Origin of the sequence: Streptomyces milbemycinicus, assembly GCF_002154605.1 — a bacterium.
GTDB classification, from domain to species: domain Bacteria; phylum Actinomycetota; class Actinomycetes; order Streptomycetales; family Streptomycetaceae; genus Streptomyces; species Streptomyces milbemycinicus.
In genome coordinates this window covers 1-23,845 of record NZ_MUNE01000086.1, presented here as the reverse complement: position 1 = coordinate 23,845, position 23,845 = coordinate 1, and the positions used below count along the sequence as shown (strand labels likewise).

Annotated in this window: 17 protein-coding genes; 6 read left to right on the top strand and 11 right to left on the bottom strand. The window is 70.2% G+C overall.

Translation table 11 applies throughout. The annotated features are described in order from the left end of the window. The 10 genes from CCN51_RS07920 to dhaK all read right to left on the bottom strand — a co-directional run. Positions 1-1,442: MFS transporter (locus CCN51_RS07920; RefSeq protein WP_245881586.1), on the bottom strand; the 1,442-nt coding region annotated here is incomplete at its 3' end. Between the two features lie 215 nt (positions 1,443-1,657). Next, positions 1,658-2,641 carry a 2,3-diaminopropionate biosynthesis protein SbnA gene (gene sbnA / locus CCN51_RS07915; protein WP_014173718.1) on the bottom strand — a complete coding sequence of 328 codons (984 nt, stop codon included), beginning with the start codon at positions 2,639-2,641 and terminating at the stop codon, positions 1,658-1,660. Between the two features lie 37 nt (positions 2,642-2,678). Next, positions 2,679-3,758: a 2,3-diaminopropionate biosynthesis protein SbnB gene (gene sbnB, locus CCN51_RS07910; RefSeq protein WP_014173717.1), complete on the bottom strand. Its 1,080-nt coding sequence runs from the start codon at positions 3,756-3,758 to the stop codon at positions 2,679-2,681. After that, positions 3,755-4,759, bottom strand: coding sequence for a TauD/TfdA family dioxygenase (locus CCN51_RS07905; RefSeq protein WP_014173716.1), 1,005 nt, complete (start codon positions 4,757-4,759; stop codon positions 3,755-3,757). The genes sbnB and CCN51_RS07905 overlap by 4 nt, the downstream gene beginning before the upstream one ends. Positions 4,760-4,803: 44 nt before the next feature. After that, the gene (locus tag CCN51_RS07900) at positions 4,804-8,154 is read right to left on the bottom strand and encodes a non-ribosomal peptide synthetase (RefSeq protein WP_055413849.1); all 3,351 of its coding nucleotides are present in this window, start codon (positions 8,152-8,154) and stop codon (positions 4,804-4,806) included. A 25-nt stretch (positions 8,155-8,179) separates the two neighbouring features. Beyond that, positions 8,180-10,723 (bottom strand): Pls/PosA family non-ribosomal peptide synthetase, encoded by a 2,544-nt coding sequence (locus tag CCN51_RS07895; protein ID WP_014173714.1) that lies wholly within the window; start codon positions 10,721-10,723, stop codon positions 8,180-8,182. A gap of 181 nt (positions 10,724-10,904) precedes the next feature. Then, entirely contained in the window at positions 10,905-13,535 is a 2,631-nt protein-coding gene (locus CCN51_RS07890) for a polysaccharide lyase family 8 super-sandwich domain-containing protein (protein WP_086859394.1), read from the bottom strand. 163 nt (positions 13,536-13,698) lie between these two features. Beyond that, on the bottom strand, positions 13,699-14,109 hold the full coding sequence (dhaM, locus tag CCN51_RS07885) for a dihydroxyacetone kinase phosphoryl donor subunit DhaM (RefSeq protein ID WP_014173711.1): 411 nt from the start codon (positions 14,107-14,109) through the stop codon (positions 13,699-13,701). Then, positions 14,106-14,756 (bottom strand): dihydroxyacetone kinase subunit DhaL, encoded by a 651-nt coding sequence (dhaL, locus tag CCN51_RS07880; RefSeq protein ID WP_014173710.1) that lies wholly within the window; start codon positions 14,754-14,756, stop codon positions 14,106-14,108. Before dhaL ends, dhaM begins: the two co-directional genes overlap by 4 nt. Positions 14,757-14,824: 68 nt before the next feature. Then, a complete protein-coding gene (dhaK, locus tag CCN51_RS07875; RefSeq protein WP_014173709.1) occupies positions 14,825-15,817 on the bottom strand; it encodes a dihydroxyacetone kinase subunit DhaK in 993 nt (330 codons plus the stop codon). Positions 15,818-15,972: 155 nt separating this feature from the next. Between dhaK and CCN51_RS07870 the strand changes: the two genes are divergently transcribed. From CCN51_RS07870 to CCN51_RS07845, 6 genes are all read left to right on the top strand, one after another. Next, positions 15,973-18,036 (top strand): pyridoxamine 5'-phosphate oxidase family protein, encoded by a 2,064-nt coding sequence (locus tag CCN51_RS07870; RefSeq protein WP_014173708.1) that lies wholly within the window; start codon positions 15,973-15,975, stop codon positions 18,034-18,036. A gap of 188 nt (positions 18,037-18,224) precedes the next feature. Next, a complete protein-coding gene (locus CCN51_RS07865; protein ID WP_014173707.1) occupies positions 18,225-19,139 on the top strand; it encodes a carbohydrate ABC transporter permease in 915 nt (304 codons plus the stop codon). Further along, entirely contained in the window at positions 19,136-19,993 is an 858-nt protein-coding gene (locus CCN51_RS07860; protein WP_014173706.1) for a carbohydrate ABC transporter permease, read from the top strand. Before CCN51_RS07865 ends, CCN51_RS07860 begins: the two co-directional genes overlap by 4 nt. Beyond that, positions 19,990-21,336 (top strand): ABC transporter substrate-binding protein, encoded by a 1,347-nt coding sequence (locus CCN51_RS07855; RefSeq protein WP_014173705.1) that lies wholly within the window; start codon positions 19,990-19,992, stop codon positions 21,334-21,336. Before CCN51_RS07860 ends, CCN51_RS07855 begins: the two co-directional genes overlap by 4 nt. Continuing rightward, a complete protein-coding gene (locus CCN51_RS07850; RefSeq protein WP_014173704.1) occupies positions 21,333-22,043 on the top strand; it encodes a glycerophosphodiester phosphodiesterase in 711 nt (236 codons plus the stop codon). Before CCN51_RS07855 ends, CCN51_RS07850 begins: the two co-directional genes overlap by 4 nt. 165 nt (positions 22,044-22,208) lie before the next feature. Further along, positions 22,209-23,399 carry an acyl-CoA dehydrogenase family protein gene (locus tag CCN51_RS07845; RefSeq protein WP_014173703.1) on the top strand — a complete coding sequence of 397 codons (1,191 nt, stop codon included), beginning with the start codon at positions 22,209-22,211 and terminating at the stop codon, positions 23,397-23,399. On the opposite strand, the gene CCN51_RS07840 is transcribed toward CCN51_RS07845, so the two are convergent. Further along, positions 23,396-23,845: cysteine hydrolase family protein (locus CCN51_RS07840; RefSeq protein ID WP_107425940.1), on the bottom strand; the 450-nt coding region annotated here is incomplete at its 5' end. The genes CCN51_RS07845 and CCN51_RS07840 overlap by 4 nt on opposite strands.

The following is a 23,845-nucleotide window of genomic DNA, read 5'->3' as shown; positions in this document are numbered from 1 at the left end:
GGTGCCGCGCCCGGCTCGTTCGCAGCCTGCGGTGCCGCGCCCGGCTCGTTCGCGCCCTGGGGCGGCGCGCTCGGCCGTGGGATCGGCGTCGGCTCGATCCCGGCGAGGTCGCGATCGCGGGTCTCCTTGGCGGCGCCGACCGCTACCAGGGTCAGCAGCGCCGCCGCGATGACGTAGAGCGCGATCGGGACGGAGCTGTCGTAGTCGGCCAGCAGAGCCGTGGCGATCAGCGGGGCGGGCGCGCCGGCCGCGACCGATGCGAACTGGGCGCCGATCGAGGCGCCCGAGTAGCGCATCCGGGTCGCGAACATCTCGGAGAAGAAGGCCGCCTGCGGGGCGTACATCGCGCCGTGGAAGATCAGTCCGACCGTGACCGCGAGCACGAGTGCCCCGAAGTCCCGGGTGTCGATGAGGGCGAAGAAGGGGAAGGCCCACGCGCCCACGCCGACGGCCCCCAGCAGATACACCGGGCGGCGGCCGATACGGTCCGACAGCGCGCCCCAGGCCGGGATCACCGCGAAGTGCACGGCGGAGGCGATCAGCACGGAGTTGAGTGCGGTCTGCTTGCCGAGGCCCACATGGTCGGAGGTCGCGTAGACCAGGACGAAGGCCGTGATGACGTAATAGCTGATGTTCTCCGCCATCCGGGCGCCCATCGCGACCAGCACATCCCGCCAGTGGTGGCGCAGGACGGCCACCAGCGGCGACTTCTCGGCCAGGTCGTCCGCCGTCTCGGCCTCGGTCTTGCGGGCCTCGGCCCGCGCCAGGGCCTCCTTGAAGACAGGCGATTCATCGACAGAGAGACGAATCCACAAGCCGATCAGCACCAGCACGCCCGAGAGCAGGAACGGCACCCGCCAGCCCCAGGACTGGAACGCGTCGTCGGACAGCGTGGCGGTCAGCACCGACAGCACGCCGGTGGCCAGCAGCTGTCCGGCGGGCGCGCCGGTCTGCGGCCAGGACGCCCAGAAGCCGCGCCGGCGCGCGTCCCCGTGCTCGGACACCAGCAGCACCGCCCCGCCCCATTCGCCGCCGAGCGCGAAGCCCTGGACGAGGCGCAGCGCGGTCAGCAGTACGGGCGCGGCGGAGCCGACCGTGGCGTGGGTCGGCAGCAGGCCGATCGCACAGGTCGCCCCGCCCATCAGCAGCAGGCTCAGGACCAGCAGCTTCTTACGGCCGAGCCGGTCGCCGTAGTGGCCGAAGACCAGGGCGCCGATGGGCCGGGCGGCGAAGCCGACCGCGTACGTCAGGAAGGAGAGCAGCGTGCCGACCAGTGGATCGGTGTCGGGGAAGAAGACCTTGTTGAAGACGAGCGCGGCGGCGGAGCCGTACAGGAAGAAGTCGTACCACTCGATGGTGGTGCCGATGAGGCTCGCGGCGACGATGCGGGGGAGGTTCGCGGGTGCCGTGGGCGTCGGGGGAGCGGATGCTGCGGAGGCCATGTGCACCACTTCCAGAAGTTCGGTGGGGACGTGTACGTGTCCGCACAAGGTAGGAACACGCTGGTCAGTGGCACATGTGGCGGGACACCATACTTCAGGGCCGGAGTGTGCGTGCCGCCTCCGCGTCCGGTTCCCCCTTTCCCCCTGCCTTTCCCCCTGCGCGTACGGCGGGCCGTTGTGAAGCGTCGGCCCGCCGTATGCGGTACGAGCTCGGCCTATCGGGAGTCGGCCGTGACCTCCTCCTCGGAGTCGAGGATGCGATCTCCGTACAGGTCCTGCAGCCAGGCGCTCTGGTAGATGGTGTCGAGATAGCGCTCGCCGAGGTCCGGGGCGATGGCCACCGCGGTGAGGCCAGGCGTCCGATGCCGGCGCAACCAGTCCATCGCGCCGCTGACCACCGTCCCGGTGGAGCCGCCGAACAGGAACCCGCGTCTGGCCAGGCGGTGGCAGGCACGGATGGTGTCCGCCTCCTCGACCTGGATCACCTCGTCCACATAGGACTCGTCGAGCAGCGGGGGGCGGATGCTCATGCCCAGGCCGGGAATCATCCGGCGGCTGGGTTTGCCACCGAAGGTCACCGATCCGGCGCTGTCCACGGCGACGATCCGCACCGGCCGGTGCCATTCCCGGAAGTAGCGTGCGCAGCCCATCAGGGTCCCGGTGGTGCCCGCGCCGATGAACAGCACGTCCAGGCGCGGGAACTGGCGGGCGATCTCCGGGCCGGTTCTGCGGTAGTGCGCCCGCCAGTTGCCCGGGTTGGTGTACTGGCTGAGCCACACGTACCGGTCATCGGAGGCGCACAGCGCGCGTACGTAGTCGATACGGGCGCCGAGGAAGCCGCCGTTGGGGTCCACGTCGGCGATGATGTGCACCTCGCTGCCCAGCGCCTCCATCAGCAATCTGGCCGACAGGTTGCAACGGGAGTCCGTGACACACAGAAACCGATAGCCCTTGCTGGCGGCGATCATGCTGAGCGCTACGCCCAGATTTCCGGACGAGGACTCGACCAGGATCGAATCCCGCGTCAGGACTCCATGCCGCTCGGCGGTCTCCACCATCTCGACCGCGGCCTTCAACTTGATCGAGCCGGCGAAGTTGAAACCCTCGCACTTCAGATAGAGGGAGCGCCCGAAGATCGACCGGAGGTCGACATAGAGCCGGCTCTCGTTGAAGGCATGGGGTGCGGATATGACGGGCACGCTGGCCTCCTGATGCCTGAGCTGAGGGATGGGACGGTCAGCCGTACCGGCGCAGGTCGTGGAAGAAGTCGTCGATGAGGTGGAGCTGTCCGGAGCGGACCACTTCGTCGTAGACGTATTTGCCGACGGCGAGGTCGAGGGCGCCGAGTCCGAAGGGCGAGAAGATCACCGGCCGGTCGGCCGGCGGGGTCACCCGCCCGGTCATGACGTCGTCGAGGGTGCCGTACAGAAAGTCGCGGTGGCCGGTGAGCTGCTCGGCCAAATGCGGGGAGGTGTCGGCCTTCAGGCAGTGCTCCACGTCGTCGACGATATTGACCGAGGCGAGCAGGATCTCGGGGGCGAGGTCGCGCAGGGACACATGCAGGACCAGCGGGTGGTGGGTGAACCAGCCCGGGTCGGTGATATGCGGTCGGTCGGCGATGGTGGCGAAGACCACCAGATCGCTGGAGCGCACCAGTTCCTCGGCGCTGTCGTGGATCGTGACCTGCCCGGAGTGTCCGTGGGCGCCGACCCGCCGCAGATAGCCGTGGAAGCCCGTGGCGCTGTCGGCGGACATGTCGTGCACGCCGATGGTGTCGAATGTCCAGCCGGTGCCGGTCAGGAAGGTGTGGATGTAGCGGGCGATCAGGCCCGTGCCGACGAATCCGATCCGGGTGGGGCGGGGCCTGGAGCGGCTGAGCCAGTCGGCCGCCAGCGCTGCGGACGCCGCGGTTCTGGTGGCGCTGATGATCGAGCTCTCCAGGCAGGCGAAGGGGTAGCCGGTGTCATGGTCGTTGAGGATCAGGACCGCGGAGGCCCGGGGCAGACCGGCTGCCACATTGGCCGGGAAGCTGGAGATCCATTTCAGCCCGTCCACGTGCACCGGCCCGCCGACGGAGGCAGGCAGCGCGGTGATCCGGGCCGTGGGGCGGTCGGGGAAGCGCAGGAAGTACGACGGGGGGTTGACCGAGTCCCCGGCGCCATGCAGCCGGTAGCCGGCCTCGACCAGCTCCACGAGGTGTTTCTCGCGCCCCTCCAGTGCCCGCTGCACCTGCTCACCGGAGATCACGGCGAAGGTCGGCGCCGGGACCGGGTGGGAGGTGGCGGGTTGTGGGGCGGGGGACAGCAGGGGGTTCATGACCGGGCCACCTCCACGGTCGGGCGGCTGTCGGCCAGGCGCTGGGGCTCGGCCATGGCGACCAGCACCTGGCGCTCCCCGGTGAATGCCTCTCTGCTGTGCGCGGTGCGGATGTTGTCCACCAGCATCAGATCGCCGGCCTGCCAGGGCTCGCGCGCGGTGTGGGTCTCGTAGGTGGAGTTGATCAGCTGGATGATGTCCTCGCCGATCGGGGTGGAGTCGGCGAAGCGGGTGTTGAACGGCAGCCCGTCCTCTCCGTAGACGTCCACCAGGTACTCGCGTACCTCCGGGGCCAGTGTCCACTCGTTGAGGAAGGCGATCTGGTTGAACCAGCAGCGCCGGCCGGTGAGCGGATGCCGCACCACGGCGCCGCGGAGCTGGCGGGTGCGCAGGGAGCCGTCGGGTTGCCAGGCGAAGTCGATGGCGTGGGCGCGGCAGTAGCGCTCGATGGCGGCGGGGTCGTCGGTGCCGAACGACTCCGCCACGGACGCCCCGATCTCGTCGTTGTAGCTGCGGGTGAGCAGCCAGCCCTCCCGCTCGAACCGCTCGCTCAGCGTGGCGGGCAGCGCCTGGAGCACACGCTCCGCGTCGGCCACCGCGGTCGCCCCGCCCTCGCTGGGCGCTTCCAGACACGCGAACAGCATCAGACCGGGGCACTCCAGCGTGTAGCTCAGTTCATGGTGCATACACATCGGCTGGTTGGTCGGCCAGGCGGTGGAGGAGTACAGCCCGGGGCCGTGGATCTGCCGGGGGGCGAAAGCCTCCCGCTCCGCCATCAGTTCACCGGCCAGCCCCGCGAACACGGCCCCGACCTGATCCGCCTCGCGCAGCCCCAGGCCGCGGACGAGAACCACACCGTGTTCGGTGACCTGCGCGCGCAGCGCCTCGCGGTGCTCGGCCGCCCAAGTCGATGCGCACTCGGGGGACTCGACGTGCAGAATCGGAGGTCTGCCCGGTCGTAGCTGCACTGCGGAGAGCGGTTCCAGGGATGTGGACGACATCTCGGTTCCTTTCGATCGCCACTCAGAAGGCTCGGGGAGGAGCCTCAGGAGGGGGCCGGCGACTCTGCCGAGGCCGGCGATTCCGCCGAGGTCGGCGATTCGGCGGCGCTCAGGACGGCCTGTGCCACCTCGAGCGGACGGGTACGCGGGAAGTAGTGGCCGCCGTCGGCGAGTTCGCGCAGCTCCACCCGCTCGGCGAGGAGCCGCCAGTCGCGATAGCGGTCGCGGTAGCCTGCCGTGCTCGGGTCGTCGGCGGCGATGACGACGGTGACCGGCGCGGAGAGCTTCGCTGTCGGCGGGGTCTCCAGGGCGTCGGTGAAATAGCGGTGTGCGGCCACGCAGTCGTGCCGGTAGGCGGCACCGATGCGCTCGGCGTGTCGCTCGTTCAGCTCGGCGAGTTCGGTGTAGCCGCCGTGCGCGCTCAGCTGCGCGGCGATCTCGGCGTCCGTCTGTTTCGTCAACTCGCCGATGGCGGCGCTCCGGTCGGTGGCCGTACCGAGCAACTGCGCACCGAGGAACACGTGGCGGACATCCACCCCGTACTCCCGTAGTTTCCTCGCCGTCTCCACGGCCGGCGCGGCGCCCGAGGAGTGGCCCCACAGCATGACCCTGCTCAGGCCGAGCCCGGTGATCTCGGCGATGACCTGCTCCACCACCCGCGCCATCGGTGCGAACGGCTCGCCCTCGGCGGCCAGATCGTGACCGGGCAGATCTACGCCGTACACCGCGGGCCCGCGGCCCGCCAGGGCGTCGGCCATCGGACGGAAGTTCACCGCGTTGCCGCCCGCGTAGGGGAAGCACACCAGGGCGCACTCCGGGACACCGGCCGAATCCGCCGGCGGCCGGTCCGACAGGGGCTGGAGCAGCCCAGGGCGCGGCCGGGACGTGCCGTCGAGGAGTGCGGCGAGGTCGGCGAGCACCGGGTGGCGTGTGATGTCCTTGAGGGACACCGCGCGGCCCAGGGCGATGGTGAGTTTCACGGCCGACAGCGAGGTGCCGCCGGAGTCGAAGAAGTGGTCCTGCCGGCCGATCCGGTGCCGGGGAACGCCCAGCAGCTCGGCCCAGGCAGCCGCGAGCCTCCGCTCGGTCGGGGTGCGCGGGGCGTGGTGCTGCGCTCCGGCGACCTCGCCCGTCCTCGCGGGCGTGGTCTGTTCGGCCGACGGGGCCTGTCCGGCCAGCGCGGTCAGGGCTTTCCGGTCGATCTTGCTGTTGGCGGTCAGAGGCAGATCGCGCTGCCAGTGAAAGGCCGCGGGGACCATATAGGCGGGCAGTACGGCGCCCAGCGCCTCGCGCAGTACGTCCGCCTCCTGCCGCCGGCCGCTGTAGAAGGCGATCAGATGTGTGCTGTGGTCCGGCCGCTCGGCGATGACCACGGCGGCGTTCCGTATCCCGGGCGCCCGCAGCAGAGTGTTCTCGATCTCGCCGATCTCGATACGGAAGCCACGGATCTTGACCTGGTTGTCCCGACGGCCGAGGAACTCCAGCTTGCCACCGGGATGCCAGCGCCCCCAGTCACCCCCCAGATACAGCCGCTCACCCGGCCGATGCGGATCGTCCCGATATGCCTCACGGGTCCGCTCGGGGTCATTGACATACCCCCGCCCCACGCACACCCCGGAGAACGCGATCAGCCCCGGGGCGCCCAGCGGCACCAGCGACAGTCGTTCGTCGACGACGTAGACATGCACGTTGCTGACCGCACGGCCCAACAGCACCCGCTCCGGCACCCCGTCCATGACCTCGTGGTTGGTGTCGTCCGAGGTCTCGGTCAGCCCGTAGGCGTTGACCAGCTTGATCCTCGGCTGGATGGCGAACCAGCGCTGGACCAGTTCCCGCTGCAGCGCCTCACCGGTCACCGAGACACACCTCAGATCGGGCAGCTCGCGGGGATACCGTTCCAGGTACGACACCACCACCTCCAGATAGGAGGGCACGACCTGCACCACGGTGGCCCGGCCACGCACCAGCGTGTCGACGAACCGCTCCGCGTCCACGACCACCTCTTGGCCGATCAGCAGCGTCCGCCCGCCCACCAGCAGCGCGGCCAGCAACTGCCACAGCGAGATGTCGAAACACTGCGGGGCCGTCTGCGCCACCACCCGCCCCTGACCGATCCCCAGGTCATCGATCTTGGCGTAGAGGTGGTTGAGCATGCCCGCGTGCTCACACATCGCCCCCTTCGGTTCGCCGGTGGAGCCGGAGGTGAAGTAGATGTAGGCCAGCTGGTCGGCCGCCACCTTCACCCCGACGTCGGTGTCGGCGTGCTGTTCCGCGTACGCCGCCTCGACCAGCACCTTCTTCACACCCGGCAGGGTGGTCAGGGCCTGATCCAGGGTGTGCGTGCTGCCGGATTCGGTGAGTACGAGTCGGCACTCCGCACGTGACAACGTGGCCGCGATACGACCGGCGGGGAAGTGGGGCTCGATCGGCAGATACACGCCCCCGGCCTTGAACACCGCCAACACCGCGGCGAGCCAGTCGAGGCCGCGTTCGGTGACCACCCCCACGACCTCTTCCCGGCCAAGACCCCGCGCCAGCAGCGCCCGCGCCAGCCGGTTCGCGCGCGCGTTCAGCTCCCCGTACGTCCACCGGCGATCGCCGTGCACCGCCGCCACCGCCTCCGGATGCGCCCGCGCCCGCTGTTCGAACAGCTCATGCGCGCGCCCCTGCGGCAGCATCCGGCGCGGCCCGGCAAGCCCTTCGAGCTGATGGCGCACCTCCTGGGCCGACAGCAGACTCTGCCGCGCGTGCTCAGCCTCCGCATCCGCCGCCATCAAGCCCAGCGCGGCCAGGTGGTAGCCGCCGATGCGGGCCGCGCATTCGCCGTCGATCACCTCGGTGCGATACCGCAGCCGCACCACCAGCCGCCCGCCCCGATCACACCAACACCAGCCCACCCCCAGCACCACGCCGTCGCCCAGCACCACGCCGTCGCCCAGCCCGCGCTCGGCGCCCGCCGGGTCGAACACGACCTCGTAACCCGCCGCCTCCGGCTCCCGCCGCGGCTCACCGGCCGCAAACTCCCCGTGCGCCGCCGGCTCGGCCGCGGCGTGATGAACGCTCAACACCAGCGCGCGCCATGACTCGGGTGCGACGGTCAGCCGGCACAGCAGCGGAGGGTCCGTCGCGTCGGTGGCATAGCCCGTCACCACTTCCTGCTCACCCGACAGCACGGACAGCACCTTGGCGTGCGCGGCCAACAGCACCGCGCTCACCGGTACCCCCAGCTCCCTTGCCAGTTCACGCACCCCCTCCACCACATCACCCGGCACCGGCACCTCGTACTCGGCCACATCCGCCACCGGCTCCCGGGTCCACCGCGGAACCACGGGGAATCCACCAGCGGTCGGCACACCGCTCACACACTCCTGATCCGCTTCCACGCGTGCTCCCATCGAATGGCCCCCCTGCCCCTCTTCCTCACATCGCCGTGGATCCGGCGTGGTTCGCCACCGGCATCTCCGCGGCGGGGTTTCCTCCCCACTGTGCGTTCGGGGGGACTTCCTCGCCCTTCATGAGGAAGGAATCGGGTGCCAGCACGACGCCGTCGCCCAACGTCACGCCGTAGTGCACATGGGTGCCGACCCCGAGGGTGCAGTCGGCACCGAGGGTGGTGCGGTCGGACTTGAAGGTGCCGTCCTCCTGCGAGTGGCACTGGATCTTGCTCCCGATGTTCAGGGTGCAGTCGTCCCCGACGGCCGTGAGCGTCCGCTCGGTCATATAGCAGCCGTCGTCGAAGACCCTGCTGCCGAGGCGCACCCCCAACAGCCGCCAGATCACATTCTTGAAGGGGGTTCCGTTGAACAGGTCGAGGTGTTCGTCCGGCACCTTCCACAGCCGTTCGTGCCACCAGAAGTACGGGTCGTAGATGGAGCACAGCCGCGGGCGCAGCGCGCGGAACGCCGCCACACCGCGCTCCACCAGAGTGAAGTAGAGGGCGGTGAACGCGAGCGTGAGAGCCAGATACCCGGCGATCACCACATGCCCGAGCTCACCGTAGAGGCAGATCGAGGCGAGACCGAGTGCCGTGAGCACAAAGGCGTGCAGCCACCGTACGAGCAGGAAGAAAACCATGGAGCGGGCGTTGTAGCGGTTCTTCGCGGCGAGGCTGCGGCGCAGTTCCTCCCCGCCCCTGAGGTGGTCGAATCGGGAGTCGCGCTCCACCGACCGGGGAATCTCGAAACAGGGCGAGCCGAGCAGTCCCACCCCTTCGCGGAGCTCACCGTCGAGGGGGACCATGACCTTTGTCGCGAGCAGGCAGTTGTCACCCGTCCTGGCTCCGGCGGGATAGGCGATGTTGTTGCCGAGGAAGTTATGCGCGCCGATCGACGCTCGGGACACCCGGAAGGATGTGCTCGAGAATTCCGCGTTGAGGAGGGAGAGGCCGTCGGCCACCATGGTTCCGCTGCCTACGGAGGCCAGATACGGGGTCTCGTGCCGCACCTCGGTGCCGAAGTTGGACCCCGTCTGCTCGACCCGGGACAAGTCGTATCCGAGGCCGCGCAGATAGTGGACGATATAGGAGCTGTCGCCGAACAGCCACGTGAAGAACTTGAGGTTCGTCATGCCGGCTATCGCCCGGTGCGCCGCATAGTGGAATCCGTAGAGCGGGTAGACCTTGTCGGGCTTGATGAACAGATTCAGCAGGCGCGGAACGGCGCATACGACGACGAGGCCCACGACGACGAAGCCGAAGAACAGCACGGAGGACATGAGGAGCGCGTCGATGAGGAAATCCGACGAGGCGAGTCCGGCCCTGCCCGCATCCGCTCGCTCGCCGAGCGCCGGAATCGCCTGGAACAGCATGTATACGCCACCGACGGTCAGCGGTAGATACAGAAGGAACAGCTGAAGCAGGGTGCCGAGGCCGAAGCGGAACCGGCGCGACGTACCGCACCGGGCCGGCCCGACCCGCACATGGTCGATCTGAGTCGGCTGTGCCGGTGACCCATGGCGGCGCTCGCCGTCGGGGACCGCCTGGCCGCGGTAGAGGGCGGATGAGTGGCCGAGCTGCGCTCCATCGCCCATCGAGGTGTCGATGTCGAGCACGGTCTTCTCACCGATGAACACATCCCGTCCGAGAGTGACCCGGCCCGTCTGGATGTGTCCGGCGTGCGCCCGGTAGCAGAGGAAGAACGAGTCCTTGCGGATCACCGTGCCGGCGCCGACCGTGAGCAGATCGGTGCAGACGGGGATGGAGTGGGAGAGGATGGTGACTCCCTTGCCGATCCGCGCGCCGAGCGCCCGCAGGTACAGCACATACAGCGGATTGCCGATGAAGAAGTGCATCGGATTGGCGTGGAGCAGCGCTTTGACGATCCAAAAGCGCACATAGGTCAGACCCCAGACCGGGAATTCGCGGCTCTTCCAGCGGCCGATGAGGATCCATTTGGCCGCGATCGGGAAGCTGCACAGAACGACGAAGCCGATGCCGCCGAACAGAACCGACCGAAGATAGGTGCCGACCAGCCCCGAGCCGTCGGCGACCCATTCATAGCCTCGGGCCGCGACGAGCCCGGTGACGGTGGAATAGCCCAGGAAAACCAGCAACTGGAGGGTTCCGCACAGCACATAATCCAGCGTGCGCGCCGATGCCTTCCGCGTCGGCGGTACCACCTGCGTAGGTGCCGGTGAATCGACAGCGGTGGCGGTAGCGGTGGTGCCCGCGACGGCCGCCGCCAGGCTCTGGATCGTGGGGTGTCGATAGATGTCCTTCATCGACACGGACGGCAGCTCCGGTCTCTTTCTGACCCGTGCGCAGAACTGGGCCATGACCAAGGAGTTCGCGCCGAGATCGGTGAAGAAGTGGTCGGCGGTCGAAACGCGTTCTGCGGATATGACCTCGGCCAGTACTTCGGCCAGTTTCCTCTCGATGTCCGTCCCCGCCGGTTCGACACCGACGCGTCCGCCGATCGCGGGTTCGTCCGGCTCCGATATCAAGACTTCAGCGGACTTCTCAGCCATTCGAGCTCCTTGAGGAAGTTTCGATGACCACCGGTCACTGGTTGCCGCTCGGACTCGATCGCGATGACACGACAGTAATGTTCGGCGGCCCGGTGTTCCTCGATTTCCTCCACCGACCGGGTGAGGAGCCCTTGTTCTTGGGCCCGTTGGCTACCCGTCGGCCCCTTGGCTACCCGTCGGGCTAGCCTTCGGCCCGTCGGCGTCCGCGCAGCGTCGCCGTGAAGCTCCGTCCGTAGGCGTGGCGGGTGGCGACGCGGATCCGGGTGCCGCCGGGGACGCGGTCGACCCGTACGCCCTCGTCCGCCGAGCCGGCCCGCAGGGCACGGCCCCGGATGACGACCGAGACCGTGTCACGCTCGGTCGTCGGGTCGGCCACCGCCACCGATACGGTCCCGTCGCCCCCCTCACGGAGGATCACCGACGCGGGGCCGTCGACCGACACGTGTCCGGCGTGGTGGTGGCCGGGGGCGAAGGCATTGACGGCGATCAGGCCGAGGCCCTTGTGCCGCACCGCCTGGACGCGCGCGGTGTTGGCCAGCACGGACACCGGCCCGCCGGCGTACGCCATCAGCTGCCGCTCGGAAGCGTTCGGGACGAGGGCGTAGGCCATCGAGGTGAGCGGTGCGCCGGCCGGCTGTTCGACGGAGACGGAGAAGACCTGCTTGGTCACCATGGTGTCGGGGTTGGACACGCGGACGGCGCGGCGGCTGCGGGTGACCGTCTCGAGCGCCACGGTGGGCCGCCGCCCGTCCAGGAACACATAGCCGACCGCGGTGTCCTGGTCGGCGTCGGCGTAGCGCAGCCAGGCCAGCGGGGCGGTCCCGGTGCCCGACCAGGGCGTGCCGTCGCGCAGCCGGCCGGTGAGGGTGACGGTGTCCGTCGGCTGGGCGACACGGCTGACACGGCTGACACGGCTGACGCGGCTGACGCGGCTGACGCGGCTGACGCGGCTGTCGATGGTTGTTGTCACCGCGCGCCCCGCCGGGTCGCCCACCCCCGCGGCGAGGACGACGATCTCGTCGTCGAGCATGAACCACGACTTGGTGGCGCGGGCGTTGCGGTAGGCGACGAAGTCATCGGGCAGGGTACCGGCCTGCTGGGCGGCGTACGCGACATCGTCGGCCTGGACGAGCCCGGCCGCGCCGTACGCGCCGAGGCAGGCGCCGCCGGAGAGTCCGCCCGCGCCGCGGGGGAAGTAGACGTAGGTGTTCTGCGACTCGGAGGAGGAGGTGAAGCCACGCTCCGGGTTGTCGTACCACAGCCCGCCGTAGAGCTCGGGGACCGTACGGCGGGTCTCCACCGGGGCGGTGACGCCGGCCAGGCGGTAGGGCGAGACGGCGGTGAAGTAGTCGACGCCGAAGGCCAGGGTCTGGTCCTGGCCGGAGAGATAGAGGTAGTGCGCCCCGTCGCCCTGGAACCAGGGCATCAGGTTCTCGCCGTTCATGTACTCGTACTTGCTGATCCTCGGTGAGCTCCGGGCCAGCGCGAAGGCGTAGCCGGGGCGCCGGTGGACGGTCTTGTCCATCGCGTTGAACGCGACGTGGCGCTCGGCCGGGTTGAGGTCCTTCGCGGGGATCCCGGTGTCGGCGAGGATGTCGGCGTAGCGGGCGACACTGACGGGGGACAGGAAGCGCGCCGGGTCGAGGGTGGCCCGGGAGTTCTGCCGTACGAACTTGACGTAGCCCTTGAGGGCGGTGGCGTCGGCCCCGGCCGCGTAGCCGGACAGGTCGACGACGGCCTCGACGACCTCCGCGACATCGGTGTATCCCGTGGTGGTGGCGCGGGACACCCCGCGGCCCTTGACGATCTCCATCATCCAGCCCTCGAACACCAGCGGCGCGAAGCCGCGCACCACCCACTCCCGCACGGCGCCGACGCGGTCCTCGCCCTGGGCGTAGCCGGTGCCTTCGAGGATCTTGATGGCCTGGACCATGCGGGTGAGCAGGCCCTTGCCGTAGGAGCCGGTGTAGGCGACGGAGGCGTGCTGGATGAAGGAGCCGTCGGCGTAGAAGCCGTCGGTGACGTTGTGGCTGAGGTGGTACGGGTCGATGGTGGCGAGGACGGTCAGCTGGTCGGCGACGGCCTTGGTGATACGGGCCTCGTCGCCGAGCACGGCGCCTTGGAGGATCCGGTTGGTGGTGATGTCGGCGAGGTTGGCGCCGGTGTGGAAGCGGGAGTCGAGGTCGACGTCGCCGGCTTTGCCGTTGCGGAGGTAGGCGTCCATCGAGGCGACGCAGATGGCGGTCAGGTCGGGGCGGTACGCGGTGAGCTCGTCCTTCAGCAGGACGAGGGTCCGGGTCAGATGGGAGGAGATGCCGATCTCCCAGTTGAACCAGTTGCCGTAGTAGCCCTTCGACTGGTCGCCGTAGTAGTCGTCGTGGAGCCGGACCAGACCGTCGATGACCCGCCGCTGGACGGCCGTGTCACCGCCCGGGGCCGCGCCGCCGGGGGTGCGGGTGGCGAGAGCGATCTCGTACAGGTACTGGAAGGACGTCGTCAGGTTGGTGTCACTGCTCCCCAGCGGAAGGCCGCGGAACAGCTCGCCCGACCCGGCGCCGTCCAGGGCGGCCAGCCGGGCCTTGGCCGTCGAGGCGATGGCGGCGAGCTTGGCGGCGACCTCCGGGCGGGCGTTGGAGTCGGCGGTGCCGGCGAGGACGGCGACGGTGTTGCCGATCAGCGTTGCCTGGTCCTCGGCGGCCTCAGCAGGCGTCGCCTCCCGGGGCGCCTGGGACCAGGCCCGCTGCGGCGGCGCCACTGCCGACAGGGTCGCCGCCGGAACGATCGACAACAGGGCACGACGTGTCATCCGCACGGGACGCTCCAGGGGTTGGCCGGAAAGCGCTCGGCGCATTCAACCAATGGTGACCTTCCCTGTCACCAGTCCGGGCGATGATTGCATCTTCATGCCGAAGACCCCCGGGCTCGTCCCGGAAGACACCGGGCCCGTCCCGGAAGACCCCCGGGCCCGTCCCGGATCACACCTTGCGGTAGTCGTACGCCTCCTCCGCCGCCCGGGCGACCGCGTCCACGTCCGCCCCCGCCGAGGCGGCGACGACCGCCGCCACCGCGCCCTCCACCAGCGGCGCGTCCACCAGCCGGGAGCCCGGGGGCAGCTCGTCGCCCTCGGCCAGCAGCGCCTTCACCGTCAGTACGGCGCTGCCCAGGTCCACCAGGACCGCCACGCCCGCGCCCTGGTCGACCGCGTGAGCCGCCTCGGCGACCAGCTCCGGGCTGGTGCCGAGCCCGCCGTCCGGGGTGCCGCCGGCGGCGGTGACCGGTGCGGTGCTGCCGCCGGCCAGCCCGGTGGCCAGCTGCGCCACCGACTCGGCGACCGCGGCGCTGTGCGACACCAGCACCACGCCGACCCGTTTCTCCGCGTCGCTCATGAAGAAGCCACCTCCGCGAGGGCCGCGAACAGCAGCGCCGACGAGGTGGCGCCTGGGTCCTGATGGCCGATGCTGCGCTCGCCCAGATAGCTGGCCCGGCCCTTGCGCGCCAGCATCGGCACGGTGGCCAGCGCGCCCTTGTCCGCGGCCTCGCTCGCCGCCGCGAAGGACCCGCCGTCGGTGGCCAGCGCGTCCAGCGCGGGAAGGAGCGCGTCCAGCATCGTCTTGTCGCCGGGTGCGGCGCCGCCGAGCTGGGCCACCGCGTCCACGCCGGTGCGCAGCGCGTCGGCCAGCTGCCGTACGGTGACCTGCTCGGCGTCGCCGAGCGCTTTGCCCGCGCGCCGCAGCAGCGTCCCGTACAGCGGCCCCGAGGCGCCGCCCACCTTGGAGATCAGCTGACGTCCGGCCAGGATCAGCACGGCCCCCGGCGGACCGGGCGGCTCCTTCTCCAGGGCTTCGGTGACGGCCGTGAAGCCGCGCTGCATATTGCTGCCGTGGTCGGCGTCGCCGATGGCCGAGTCCAGGTCGGTCAGTCGGGTCGCCTCGCGGCTTATGGCCGCGGCCGCCGCGGTGAGCCAGCGGTGGAAGAAGGCGGCGTCGAGCGCCGGTTCGCCGGCGGTTTCGCTGCTGGACACAGAGCTGGGCACAGGGCGCCTCCTGGGTCGAATGGCCAAACGGCGACAGCGTACGTATCGGTGGCGGGGGCCGGTCCCGGTCAGCAGCCCCAGCGCAGCCCGGCGGTCCGTACCGGCGCGTTCCACAGTCGCAGCAGTTCCTCGTCGACCCGGCACAGGGTCACCGAAGCGCCCGCCATGTCGAGCGAGGTGACGTAGTTGCCGACGAGCGTATGTGCCACCACCACCTCGCGCTCGCCGAGCACCCGGTGCACCTCGGCGGCGAAGCCGTACAGCTCCAGCAGCGGCGTGGCCCCCATGCCGTTGACGAGGACGAGGACCGGGTTGTCGGTCCGCAGCTCCTCCAGCACCGCGTCCACCGCGAAGTCGGCGATCTCGTGGGAGGTCATCATGGCCCGCCGCTCGCGCCCGGGCTCGCCGTGGATGCCGACGCCCAACTCCAGCTCCCCGGCCGGGAGGTCGAAGGTCGGGCCGCCCTTGGCGGGGGTGGTGCAGGCGCTGAGGGCGACGCCGAAGCTCCGCGACGACTCGTTGACCTGCCGGGCGAGCGCCGCCACCCGGTCCAGCGGCGCGCCCTCCTCGGCCGCCGCGCTGGCGATCTTCTCCACGAACAGCGTCGCCCCGGTGCCGCGCCGCCCGGCCGTGTAGAGGCTGTCGGTCACCGCGACGTCATCGTTGACCAGGACCTTGGCGATCTGTACGCCCTCGTCCTCGGCGAGCTCGGCCGCCATGTCGAAGTTGAGGACGTCGCCGGTGTAGTTCTTGACGATGAACAGGACCCCCTTGCCGCTGTCCACGGCGGCCGCGGCCCGCACCATCTGATCGGGCACGGGGGAGGTGAAGACCTCACCGGGGCACGCCGCGTCCAGCATTCCGGGCCCGACGAACCCCCCGTGCAGCGGCTCATGCCCCGATCCGCCGCCGGAGACCAGCCCCACCTTGCCGGCGACCGGGGCGTCCCGCCGGACGATCACCCGGTTCTCGATGTCCACCATCAACTCGGGATGCGCGGCGGCCATTCCGCGCAGGGCGTCGGCGACCACGGTCTCGGCAACGTTGATCAGCATCTTCATATGCGTGTCCGTTCTCCGCCGGGTGGAGCTGTACGGGTGGAGCTGTACGCGGGATGAAAATCCTACGGATCTCCGGCGCCCATGGCACCCCTTGAGTGCTGAGCTGAATGGATCAATGCGGAGAAAAAGGTACAAAACCATCATATGGTTCGCGCATGGAGAATACTGTCGCCCCGGCCGCCGCCACCCCGCGCCCGCGCCCGCAGCCCTTCGAGCCGGCGCGCCATCGCCGCCCCGCGCCCTGGCTCGCGCTGGTGGCCGCCGGTTACGCCCTCGTCCAGCTCCTCGTGGTCATCCCGCATACCGCGCACGCCCTGGGCTGGGACGAGTCCGTGTACGTCTCCCAGGTCGACCCGCGCCACCCGGCCGCGTACTTCAGCGCCCCGCGCTCCCGCGGTATCAGCATGCTGGTCGCCCCGGTCGTCTCCGTGACCTCCTCCATTCCGGTGCTGCGGGTACTCCTCGCGGTGCTCTCGGCCGCCGCCCTGTACGCGGCCTTCCGGGTGTGGCGCCGGATGCTGGGCCGCGGCACGGTCGCCCTGGCCGCACTCCTGTTCGCCGGGTTGTGGATCACCCAGATCAGCGGACCCACGGTGATGCCGAACCTGTGGGTGGCGATCGGCGCGGTGGCCGCCGTCGGCTGGTTTCTGCGCGCCCCCGCCGAGCGGAACGCGCGCTGGTGGCTGGCCGCCGTCATCGCGGGCGTCACCCTCGTACGGACCCCCGACGGGGGCTGGCTGGCCCTGCCGCTGCTGGTCGCGGCCGTGGCCATCCGGGCCTGGCGGCCGGCCCTGCCCGCGCTGCTCGGCGGTCTCACACTGGGCGCCGCGCAGTGGGTGGGCGAGGCGTACGCCCGCTTCGGCGGCGTCCTGGAGCGGCTGAAGGTTTCCAGTGATGTCGAGGGCGGCATGGGGCTGCACTTCAACGTCGGGGCGGCGCTGCGCAGTCTGAACGGGCCGCAGCTGTGCCGTCCGTGCGAGGTGCCGCTGCGCCACCCGGAGCTGACCGTGTGGTGGCTGGCGCTGCCGCTGCTGACCGCCGCCGCGGTCGTCGTCGCCGTACGGGACCGCCGCGACCGCCGGGAGCGCGTGGCCCGCCCGGGCGCCCCGCACCACGGCCACCCGCTCGCGCTGACCATCCTGCCGATCGTCTGCGCCGCCTCGCTCGCCCTCCCGTATCTGCTGCTCATCGGCTACTTCGCGCCGCGCTTCCTGATGCCCTCCTACGCGCTGCTCGCGCTCCCCATGGCCGAGCTGCTGCTCCGTACCGTCCAGGGCGTGCGCTCCCCGCAGCCCGTGGCGGTCGCGCTCGGTGTGGTCGTCACCCTCCAACTGGCCTCCCAGCACGTGGTGCTCGGCCGTTCGGCGGCCCAGTCGGAGAAGGTCAACGGAAGCTACCGGACGGCAGCGGCCGCGCTGCACCGGCTGGGGCTGCGGTCGCCGTGCCTGGTCGCCGGCGACCACGCCCTGCCCATCGCGTACCACGCGGGCTGCGCCTCCGCCCAGACCAGCGGGAACAACCGGTCCATCACGCCCGCGGCGCTGGTGCTGCGGTCCGCCCGGGAACCCACCGCCGTGCTCACCCACCGCTCCCAGCCGCGCCCCCCGGCCTATGCGCAGACCTGGGTGGCGTACCGGCTGCCCGGGACGGACTGGACCGCCCATCTGCCCCCGGATCAGGCGCGTGAGCTCCAATCCCGACAGAAGGTGTCCGGTAGTCCCGGAACCATGGGCGCCATGATGAGTGCGACGACGACCAGTTGGGGTGGGTTCGAGGCGGCGGAGCCCGCGTTCTCCGCCGTGGTGCGGGAGCGGTTCCAGCGCTATCGGCACCATGTGCTCGCCACCCTGCGCCAGGACGGCAGCCCGCGGGTGACCGGTCTCGAAGTGGACTTCCGCTTCGGCGAGATGTGGCTGGGCATGATGCCGGACTCGCGCAAGGCCCTGGACCTGCGGCGCGATGCGCGCTTCGCGATCCACGCCAACCCCGGCCCCGACACCGGGATGGACGGCGGCGACGTACGGGTCAGTGGGCGCGCCGTGGAGGTGACCGATCCGCAGCTGCTCGCCCGCTTCGCCGCGGAGGTCCACCCGCCGGAGCCGTTCCACCTCTTCCGTGTTGAGGTGACGGAGGTGGTGCGCACCGCCGTGGAGGGCTCCGACCTGGTGCTGCAGACCTGGCGCCCGGGCGAGGTGGTGCGGACCACCCGGCGCGGCTAGACGAGGCGCGTGTTCCCGTGCCTGTTCACGGAAGGAGTGAGAAAAAGCCAGCTGTGCGTGTGAAGTAGGCCAAGTTGTAACACGACAAGGTGTTTCCTTCTCATCAACTCTGTTGGTATCCCTTGGGGCTGTCACCAGCACGTCCCAGGGGGTGTCCTCGGGGCGCAGTTCGGAAGGATCAACTCCCCTTGTCTGCCATCGACGACGCCGGCCGCCGTCTGCGCGCCAGGCGCAGACGGCGCGACTATCTGCTCTTCGCCGCGTTCGCCGCCCCGAACTTCTTGTTCCTGCTGCTCTTCGCCTACTGGCCGGTGGTCTACAACGGCTATCTCAGCCTGACCGACTGGGACATGATCTCCCCGGCCAAGGACTTCGTCGGGCTCGGCAACTACACCGATCTCCTCACCGACCCCGACTTCCGCGCCACCTTGTGGACCACCGTCGTCTTCGTCGTCGGCATCGTGGCCGGCGGCATCGTCCTGGGTCTTGCCACCGCGCTGCTCCTGAACCAGAAGCTGCGCGGCCGGAACGTCGTGCGGACGCTGACGTTCGCCCCGTATGTGCTCTCCGGGGCCGCCGTCGGCACCCTGTGGCTGTTCGTGTTCGACCCCAACTACGGGCTGATACGCCCGCTGATGGCCCCGCTCGGACTGACCGCCCCGGCGATGATGACCGACTCCAAATGGGCGCTGACCGGCCTGATCGTGGTCTACCTCTGGAAGAACGCCGGATTCGTCGCCGTGGTCTATCTGGCCGGCCTCCAGGGCCTGCCCAGGGAGGTGTACGAGGCCGCCGCGCTGGACGGCGCGGGCCCCTGGACGCGGCTGCGCCGGATCACTCTCCCGCTGCTCTCGCCGGTCACCTTCTTCCTCCTGGTGACCTGCACCATCAGCACCTTCCAGGCGTTCGACGTACTGGCCGTGATGACCGGCGGCGGCCCGGGCACCTCCACCTCCATCCTCAGCTGGTTCATCTACGACCAGGGGTTCCGCGCCTTCGACGCGGGGCGCGCCGCCGCCGGCGCGATGATCATGTTCGCCGTGCTTCTGCTGATCACCGCGGGACAGGCGCGCTACCTCGAGCGAAAGGTGCACTACCAGTGACGGCCCTCGACCCGGCGGCGCCCTCCCGCCGCCCCGGCGGCCGGGCCCGGCGCCTCGGCCTGTACGCGCTCCTCGTCCTGGTCGCGCTCATCGCGGCCGGCCCGCTGTACTGGCTGGCCTCATCGGCGCTGAAGACCAACCCCCAGATCTACGCCTATCCGCCCCACTGGGTCCCCACCGACCTGCGCTGGAGCAACTTTTCCGACGCCTGGAACGCCGCCCCCTTCGACCGGTTCTTCCTCAACTCCCTCGTGGTCTCGGTCGTCGGCACCGCCATCGAGCTGTGTTCCGCGCTGCTGTGCGCCTACGCCTTCGTCTTCCTGCCCTTTCCCGGCAAGAAGTGGCTGTTCCTCTTCCTGCTGGGCGCCATGATGGTCCCCGGCCATGTCACCCTCCTGCCGAACTTCCTGACCATCGCCCAGCTCGGCTGGGTCAACACCTGGGCCGGCCTGATCGCCCCGGGCCTGGGCTCGGTCTTCGGCACGTTCCTGCTGCGGCAGCACATGCTGACGCTCCCCAAGGAGGTCATGGACGCGGCCCGGATCGACGGGGCGGGCCATCTGCGCACCCTCTTCCGCGTCGTACTGCCCATGTCACGGCCCATGGTGATCACCGTCGCCATCGTGATCATGGTGACCAAGTGGAACGACTTCATCTGGCCGCTGATCGTGACCAGCAGCGCCGATATGCGCACCCTCCCGGTCGGCCTCCTCTTCCTGCGGGACCAGGAGACCTACGCCAACTGGGGCGCCATCCTGGCCGGCACGGTGATGGTGATCCTGCCGGTGCTCATCGTCTTCTTCATCGCCCAGCGCTACATCATCGCCGGGCTGACCCAGGGAGCCGGGAAGTGAGCCAGAGCCTCCCCAGCCGCCGGCGCTTTCTCGCCCTCGCGGCCGGGGCGCCCACGGCCGCCGCGCTGCTGAGCGCCTGCGGCACCACCACCGGACCGGTCGACCAGCCGGGCGGATCGGTCCCCGACCGCTACGCCGGGCGCACCCGCACCGTGCTGTGGTCCACCTTCGCGGACGTACCCGGCCGCGCCCTCCAGGATCTCGCCGACAAGTTCAACCGCGAGCAGCGCGACATCTATGTGGAGGTCCAGTTCCAGGGCACGTACGACGAATGCGCCCAGAAGGCGGTCGTCGGGCTGCTCGCCGGCCAGGCGCCCGATCTGTGTGTGCTGTCCGATGTGAAGTGGTACCGCTTCTACTTCGGGGACGCGCTCGAGCCCTGGGACGACTACATCGACCCCGGAGAGCTGCGCGCCACCTACAACGCGAGGCTGCTGGGGGAGGGGCGGGTCAAGGGCCACCACTGGTGGCTGCCGCTGGCCCGCTCCACCCCGCTCTTCTATTTCAACCGCACCCTCTTCGAGAAGGCCGGGGTGCCCGACCGGGCGCCCGAGACCTGGGGGGAGATGTACGGCTGGGCCAAGGAGATCACCCGGCTGAAGACCCAGGGCAAGCCGGTCGCCATGGAGGCGTATCAGAAGATCGACGGGGACTGGCAGTTCCAGTGCACCGCCTGGCAGTGGGGCGGCGCGTACTCCAACGGCCTGGACGTCACCATCGACCACGAGGCCGCCGTCGCGGCCGGGGAGTGGCAGCGCAAACTGGTCCACAAGGACCGCATCGCCTATATGTCCACCGACCCCGCCGGGGACATGGGCAACCAGCTGATCGCCACCCTGATCACCTCCACCGGTGGGCTGAAGAAGATCTCCGAGATGGCCAAGGCGGGCGGCTGGGAGCTCGGCACCGGATTCCTGCCCCGCCACAAGGAGTTCGGGGTGACCACGGGCGGCGGCGGGCTCGGTATGTTCAAGCGGGTGCCCAAGGAGCGCAAACAGGCCGCGGCGGAGTTCGTACGCTTCCTGGCGCGGCCGGAGAACGCGGCCCAGTGGACGGTCCAGACCGGCTATATGCCCGTGGTCCCGGCCGCCACCAAGTCCCCCGCGCTGGCCAAGCTGCTCACCGAGGACCCCAACTTCTCCACCGCGGTCAAGCAGCTTCCGCACACCCGCAAGGGCGACCAGGTGCGGATGATGGTGCCCAACGCCAATGTCCAGATCTACACCGGGCTGCAGAAGATCTGGACCGGTAACACCCCCGCGCACCAGGCGTTCTCCGATGTCGCCACGAGGCTGCGCAAGGGAGTGGACCGGCACCGTCAGTCCATTGAGGAGCACCTGTGACACCGTCCCGACCCGCCACCCCACGCCCCCTGGTCTACGGACACCGGGGCGCCAGGGCCGATGAGCCGGAGAACACCCTGCGCTCCTTCCGCCGCGCCCACCGGGTCGGCGCCGAGGGCGTCGAGCTGGATGTGCGGGTGTCCCGCGACGGCCACCTCGTGGTGATCCACGACGCCACGGTGGACCGCACCACCGACGGTACGGGCGAGGTCGCCGCGCTCTCCCTGGCCGAGCTGCGGGAGCTCGACGCCGGCCAGGGCGAGCGGATCCCCACGCTCCGTGAGGCCCTGGACACCTTCCCCGGCCTGGTGCAGGTGGAGATCAAGGCCCCCGAAGCGGTGGCCGCTCTGGCCGAGTTCGACCGGCACACCCCACTGCCCGCGCGCGCCGTGCTCACCTCCTTCCACGCCGAGGTGCTCGACCACGCCGCGCGGCTGCTGCCCCAGGTGGAACGGGGACTGATCACCGCCAAACCCACGGCGGACCTGCCCGCGCGCGCCGCGGAAGTGAAAGCCACCTGGGTCTGCCCGGAGCTCACGCCCGAGCTGACGGCCGGTCTCGTCGAGCGGTGCCACGCCCAGGGGCTGCGGGTGGACGCGTGGCCGGCCGCCGACCCGGAGCGGCTGGCGCGCTGTGTGGCCCTGGGCGCCGACGCGGTCACCACCGACCATCCCGCGCTGATCGACGGTTGGCTGCGAGCGGTCTGACCGCCCGCAGCCCGCTGCCCGTTCGGCCGGGATACGCGGGCCCGGACGCCGCCTCGGCGGATGCGGCGTCCGGGCCCGCGGCCCTTCCGTATTGTTGGAACACGTTCTACCGTGCCCCTCGATTCCAGGCGCCTACGCGGCGGACGCGAGACTCCAGGAGGGGCCGTGCACCTCGACTACACCCCCGAGCAGCGGGAACTGCGCAACGAACTGCGCGCGTACTTCACCGAGCTGGTCCCCGACGACGCCTATGCCCGCTACGCCGACCCAGCGGGGCAGAAGCGGTTCTACCGCGAGACCATCCGCCGCCTCGGCGCGGACGGCTGGCTGGGCGTGGGCTGGCCACGGGGATACGGCGGGCGTGGGCTGGGCCCGGTGGAACAGTTCATCTTCTTCGACGAGGCAGCCCAGGCGGGTGTGCCGCTGCCCCTCATGGCGCTCAACACCGTCGGGCCCACCCTGATGCGGTACGGCACCGACGAGCAGAAGGAGTACTTCCTCCCGAAGATTCTCTCCGGCGAGATCGACTTCGCCATCGGCTACAGCGAGCCCGACGCGGGCACCGACCTCGCCTCGCTCAAGACCCGCGCCGTGCGCGAGGGAGACCCCGAGACCGGTCACTACCTCGTCAACGGCCAGAAGACCTGGACCACCAACGGCGACACCGCCGACTGGGTCTGGCTCGCGGTCCGCACCGACCCCGACGCCAAGCCCCACAAGGGCATCAGCATCCTGCTCGTGCCGACCAGCGACCCCGGCTACTCCTGCACCGTCATCACCACCCTCGCCTCCCACGACACCACCGCCAGCTACTACGAGAGCATCCGGGTGCCGGCCACCCGCCGGGTCGGCGCGGAGAACGAGGGATGGCGGATGATCACCACCCAGCTCAACTACGAGCGGGTCACCCTCGCCGCCCACGGCACGATGGCCATCCGCGCTTTGCGCGGCGTCCAGCAGTGGGCCGCCGACACCAAGCTCGCCGACGGCCGCCGCGTCATCGACCTGGGCTGGGTACGCGGACGGCTGGCCCGTACCCACGCCAGGCTCGACGCCATGAAGCTGCTCAACTGGCAGATGGTGGACGCCCTCCAGCGCGATGCGCTCACCCCCCAGGACGCCTCCGCGGTCAAGGTGTACGGCTCCGAGGCGCGCCGCGACGCGTACGCCTGGCTGATGGAGGTCGTCGGCGCGGCGGGCCCGCTCAAGGAGGGGTCGGCGGGCGCGGTGCTCCACGGCGAGCTCGAACGCGGCTACCGCAGCAGCGTCGTGTTCACCTTCGGCGGCGGCAACAACGAGGTGCAGCGGGAGATCATCTCCTGGATCGGCCTGGGGATGCCGAGGGTGCGCCGTTAGCGGAGCAGCTCGCGCAGTCGGGCGGTGTCGATGAGGTGGGCCCGGGTCGGGAACACCTTGTCGACCAGCACCCGGTGGATCTCGGGATCGGGGTCGGCGACACCGTCGGTCAGCACGAGGACGCGGTAGTCGCGGTCGGCGGCGTCGATGAGCGTGGACAGGACGACGCCGCCCGTGCTGATCCCGGCGAGGATCAGGGTGTCGATACCGCGGTCGCGCAACTGCTGGTGGAGGTCGGTGGTGGAGCCCGAGCCGATGCGGACCTTGCGTACGACGATGTCGCCGTCCTGAGGGGCGATCCGTTCGTCGATCTGGGTAGCGGCGTCCTCGTGGTGCATCTGCTTCGTCGCGGCGACCATGCTGAAGGTCTTGTTGGTCTCCGGGACCGCTGACCAGTCGTCCTCGGTGAAGGCGACGCGGACGTAGCCGATGGTGCCGCCGGCGGC

Excerpts from the sequence above, each read along its gene's own strand:
- sbnB (WP_014173717.1), bottom strand. The coding sequence starts at position 3,758 with ATGAACCCCCTGCTGTCCCCCGCCCCACAACCCGCCACCTCCCACCCG.
- CCN51_RS07905 (WP_014173716.1), bottom strand. The coding sequence starts at position 4,759 with ATGTCGTCCACATCCCTGGAACCGCTCTCCGCAGTGCAGCTACGACCG.
- CCN51_RS07900 (WP_055413849.1), bottom strand. The coding sequence starts at position 8,154 with ATGGGAGCACGCGTGGAAGCGGATCAGGAGTGTGTGAGCGGTGTGCCG.
- CCN51_RS07895 (WP_014173714.1), bottom strand. The coding sequence starts at position 10,723 with ATGGCTGAGAAGTCCGCTGAAGTCTTGATATCGGAGCCGGACGAACCC.
- dhaM (WP_014173711.1), bottom strand. The coding sequence starts at position 14,109 with ATGAGCGACGCGGAGAAACGGGTCGGCGTGGTGCTGGTGTCGCACAGC.
- dhaK (WP_014173709.1), bottom strand. The coding sequence starts at position 15,817 with ATGAAGATGCTGATCAACGTTGCCGAGACCGTGGTCGCCGACGCCCTG.
- CCN51_RS07870 (WP_014173708.1), top strand. The coding sequence starts at position 15,973 with ATGGAGAATACTGTCGCCCCGGCCGCCGCCACCCCGCGCCCGCGCCCG.